Origin of the sequence: Halorhodospira sp. 9622 (assembly GCF_022228025.1) — a bacterium.
GTDB classification, from domain to species: Bacteria; Pseudomonadota; Gammaproteobacteria; order Nitrococcales; family Halorhodospiraceae; genus Halorhodospira; species Halorhodospira halophila_A.
This window is the reverse complement of record NZ_JAJNRE010000054.1, coordinates 1-4,184: the sequence shown is the minus strand read 5'-3', so window position 1 is coordinate 4,184 and position 4,184 is coordinate 1. Positions and strand designations below refer to the sequence as shown.

The following is a 4,184-nucleotide window of genomic DNA, read 5'->3' as shown; positions in this document are numbered from 1 at the left end:
GCAGCAAGCAGCAATGTGGCCGCAACGAGTTCTATGGATTCTTCGACGAGGCCATCCATGAAGACGAAAGAAGAGATGGCAGCGCACTCGTAGGTGGCGTCGCTCCAGGGAAAAGAGATTGTGCGGCCTTCTATGAGGCGTTCCTGGATCCATGAGCCAACCACCCTGTACCAGTCGCCAACGTTCCGTGTGGCCGATGCAAAGGCGATGAGGCCGTAGAGGGGATAGCCGATCAGGAAAAGCCGTTTGGCGAGTTTAGGCAGTGTTCCTGAGCGTAGAAGGAGGAATAGGGCGAGGACCATGACACTGGCCAAGAAGGCGTAGTAACTCAACTCTATGGAAGCTTGAAGTACCGGCGTTTCTCGGTCTACGTCAAGAAGGGTTCGGGTGATATAATGGCGGGTGTTGTGGGCATCTTCCAGATATAAAAAGAAAAAACCAGCAGTCAGAGCCCACCAGCCAGCCGTAGATTGTTTATTTTTAATTTGGTAGGCGAAGCAACCGGCACTAAAAACGAAGCCTAGGGCAAGACAGACGTGTTGTGCTTTTTCAACAGGTCCCGCCTCAATAAAGAAATAAGAAAAAATCCAGTCATGAAAGATATAATGAGAAGTCAGACCGCAAAAGTCACTTATGATGGCGCCGGCATAGCCTACCAAGAGTATTATTGTGGTAGATGAAAAAATAAGGCGCGGCAAGGATGGGAGGGGGCACATTTACATGACATTTCGCCGCGAGGCGAACCGCCCTCCATGGCGGCTCGCCTTGTCATTTATGTTATCGCCTCCGGTAGCGGCGTGCTGTCCGGAGCCTTAATCTTCATCTTCAGAGATTACGCAACGGAAGGCGGTGGTATCACCGTCCTCGTCATGCCCGGAGACCCGCTTTGGAATGGTGTAACGAGCAATATAGTCGTCGTCTGGGCTTGCTACATCCAAAAGTTCTAGCTCCGCAGAGTAGTCGTCACTTAGATCGGCGCTAATATCGGGAACGACCGCTCCTCCAGGCACGCCACTGAAATCGTGTCCCGTGAGGTCGCACTCCTCGACTAAATCAATGTCTGTGCGGCTCACTGCACCGACGCGGAGTTGCATATCCGCGTTGGACGCCTCATTGGCCATGCTTGAGGCGTAAGATGATAGTTCTGCCCGTTCCTGGATACCTAAGAACTGCGGCACCGCAATCGCGGCGAGGACGCCAAGAACAGCAAGCACTATGACCAGCTCAATCAACGAGAATGTGCCATTTCGGGATAATCCGCGTCATATCAGGGTTTAGACGGCAGCGTGCGTTTCGAGTGCGACATTACTTATCATATACATATTTTTTGAATCAGATAACAAGGTATATTCGGTTTTAATTCTGAATCGCGTCCATCCTAGAAAACCCTTAGATCGCGCCAATTCTTAACTAGCAAAATAAAATCAAAGTTAGGCGCGATCAACCTATCTTATGCTTAACAAAAAAATTCAAATTCTATTTTCCTTTAAAAATACCTCCTCTTGCAGTTATTGGCTCCCCTTTTTCGTACCGTTCTTTTAATTGTTCTAAAGCCGCAAGGTTTATTTTAATATAAAAACCTTCATTTTTGTTTAAAACCAACTCTATGCCGATATTGTTAAAATAGTTTTTTAATCTAACCACAGTTCGGTGCTGGGGAGAGGTTTCCAATCGCTCCAGACGGTTCAATGTAGGAACCGAGATACCGCTACCATTGCTTACGTCTTTTTGACTTAATCCCAGGAAAGCTCGGGCTGCACGAAGACCTGCTACGAGGGCCAAAACCTCTAAATCTATCTCAAACACCTTGCGTGATGTCTCAGACATCAGTAAAATATCCTCAGACTTATCTCGCGAACAGTGAGATAAGGGTATAACAGAGGTGCGAAAAATGGCAACAAAACTCACTGAGGCAAATATCCGCAAGGTATTCAAAAAAGCTAAAGAAAAGAACCAGACACAAAGGCTGTCAGACACGAAGGTTTCTGGACTTCTCCTGGAAGCTAGGGCGACAGGCACCGGAACATATTATTATCGATACAGGGATGAAGACAATAAAATCCGTCATCTGAAAGTCGGTAAGTACAACGAAGTTAAAATAAATGATGCTCGGAGTATCGCACAGGACATAGCGTCAAGAGTTCGTAAAGGAGAAGATCCGCAGCAAGAGCGATCAACACAAAGATCGAGCTACACGTTTGAGGAATATTTTTACGAGCAATATCTTTCGCATTCAAGAAAAAATAAGAAAAGCTGGGCAACAGACGAGCAATTACTAAAGGGACACGTTGTTCCGCGAATCGGGAGCAAAAAGATGGCGATTATTCGCAAAAATGATATTCAAGATATCATCGATAACATGAGGAGTGAAGAGTACCAGGAATCATCAATTAAAAGAACAATTGCAATTGTTTCTAACGTCTTTACAAAGGCCATAGAGGATCAGGTGCCTGGAGTTACCCAAAACCCGGTGCGCGATGTCAAAAAACCGAAAGATGATAACAAAAAAGAGAGACTTCTCTCAAAAGAGGAAATAGAAAAACTTTTAAGGGCTGCAAGAAATCATTGCCATCCGCACCTATACAATATTTTAAGGCTACTCATATTAACTGGTGCTAGACGCGGGGAGGTCTTGAAAGCCAGATTCAAAGATTTCGATCTTGAGCACAAAATATGGTATTTGCCAGATGGTAAGACAGGTGCGAGACAGATCGTGTTATCAGATAATGCGGCTTGCCTTGTGAGCAATTTACCAAGACACAGCGGAACAGATCTCCTTTTCCCGCAGCCAGGGACAAACAAACCATATAGCTGCATCAATAACCCTTTCAAACGGGTTCTTGGAAAAGCTGGGCTAGATAAAAGCATTCGTGTCCATGACTTGCGGCATAGTTTTGCTTCTCACGCGTTAAAAAACGGTGCCAAGCTTCCTGAGCTTCAGAGAATGTTGGGCCACACGCAAATTACAACAACTATGCGTTATATTCATCTTCAAGATGATGATGTAAGGGATAGGTGCAATGCTGTCGCGTCACATCTCGACGTCTAAGAGACCACAAAAAGAAAACCCCTCATCTTCAAATAAGGCAAGATGAGGGGTTTCATGTTTTTGGCGAACCGCTTACCACAATCTTTGCATTGAAGGCTCACACACAACTTAGCATCTCACCCTCATCATCTACTCAGAAGCTCTGTGCGGCTCTCTGTGGCTTCATTGTAGGGGAGGCAGTGCACCCCTACCTGCCCAGCTGTTAAACACAGCTCTTGTCTTCTCTATCCATTCCCTGGGTAAGCCTAGAAGTCGTCCCTGACTTCATCACACCCAGAAAGTCATATCAGTTTGTTATACCTCCCATCAAGATTCATCAAATCGAAGGCGAAAACTTCTGATCCAACAGAACCAAGTTGTTTCGTTAAGTACTGGTAAAGAGCCTCGTCATTGTATATATGCTGGAAGCTTGATTCAAAAGAGTGGAAGTCTGGTTTCCCTGTTCTTTGATCAACATTGTTCCAAGTCTTTTCTAATATATATTTGAACAACTCTTCATTCCCGCATCTCCTTATTTGGCTATCCGTAGATAATTTTTCAAGGAAATCCCCAATTATCAAATGAACATGGTAACCATGATATTGTGACTTCTCTATAAAAACCAACCATTGAAGACTTTTCTTAGATCTTTTGCCGAAGATTTCATTATTGAGGTTCTTCAGGAATTTGCTAACAACATTCTTGGACTCTTCGTAGGATGTTATCTCATTCCTGAAAGTTAATGTTACGAAGTATTCCCATTTTATTTTGTTGAGGTTAGAGACCGTAGTTAACCATTCTCTTACCTCTGATCTTGCAAATTGTTTCTTGTTAGCTTGAACAAGCTCCTGGTTAGGTAAGATCTCTGTGAAATCTTTTTTAATAACGATTTCATTGAATGCTTTATGTTGGCAGTGTTTTTTATTTTTTAGAAGGTTATATTGATGTGATTGCTGATGTATCATGTTTTATTCTCCTTTGTTCATTATTTCTTCATAGTTATCAATAATTTAGACACTATTAAACCAAGGAAAGCTTGCGGGCAGCTTTCGCGGTTTCATTCGTTGTTGAGGCCCAACTAACGTCAACAACCAATCGCCTATAGCGTTAGAGGTTGCTCAATTTGTTATTAACATCGTTCAAAATCAAACACAGG

The 4,184-nt window shown here is 43.9% G+C and carries 4 protein-coding genes and 1 pseudogene; 1 reads left to right on the top strand and 4 read right to left on the bottom strand.

The features are described from left to right. The 3 genes and pseudogenes from LRG07_RS13370 to LRG07_RS13360 all read right to left on the bottom strand — a co-directional run. The coding region (locus tag LRG07_RS13370) for a hypothetical protein (RefSeq protein ID WP_238642676.1) at positions 1 to 659 on the bottom strand (659 nt) is incomplete at its 3' end. 153 nt (positions 660 to 812) lie between these two features. Beyond that, positions 813 to 1,235 (bottom strand): annotated as a pseudogene (locus LRG07_RS13365) (Tfp pilus assembly protein FimT/FimU); the annotation flags it as partial. Positions 1,236 to 1,476: 241 nt separating this feature from the next. Next, the gene (locus LRG07_RS13360) at positions 1,477 to 1,827 is read right to left on the bottom strand and encodes a helix-turn-helix domain-containing protein (protein WP_238642674.1); all 351 of its coding nucleotides are present in this window, start codon (positions 1,825 to 1,827) and stop codon (positions 1,477 to 1,479) included. Between the two features lie 64 nt (positions 1,828 to 1,891). Between LRG07_RS13360 and LRG07_RS13355 the strand changes: the two genes are divergently transcribed. After that, a complete protein-coding gene (locus tag LRG07_RS13355) occupies positions 1,892 to 3,049 on the top strand; it encodes a site-specific integrase (RefSeq protein ID WP_238642673.1) in 1,158 nt (385 codons plus the stop codon). A gap of 281 nt (positions 3,050 to 3,330) precedes the next feature. On the opposite strand, the gene LRG07_RS13350 is transcribed toward LRG07_RS13355, so the two are convergent. Beyond that, the gene (locus LRG07_RS13350) at positions 3,331 to 3,993 is read right to left on the bottom strand and encodes a hypothetical protein (RefSeq protein ID WP_238642672.1); all 663 of its coding nucleotides are present in this window, start codon (positions 3,991 to 3,993) and stop codon (positions 3,331 to 3,333) included. Between the last annotated feature and the right edge of the window lie 191 nt (positions 3,994 to 4,184).

What these genes read in the sequence shown, in the direction of transcription:
- LRG07_RS13360 (WP_238642674.1), bottom strand. Translation starts at nt 1,827, where the DNA reads ATGTCTGAGACATCACGCAAGGTGTTTGAGATAGATTTAGAGGTTTTG.
- LRG07_RS13355 (WP_238642673.1), top strand. Translation starts at nt 1,892, where the DNA reads ATGGCAACAAAACTCACTGAGGCAAATATCCGCAAGGTATTCAAAAAA.
- LRG07_RS13350 (WP_238642672.1), bottom strand. Translation starts at nt 3,993, where the DNA reads ATGATACATCAGCAATCACATCAATATAACCTTCTAAAAAATAAAAAA.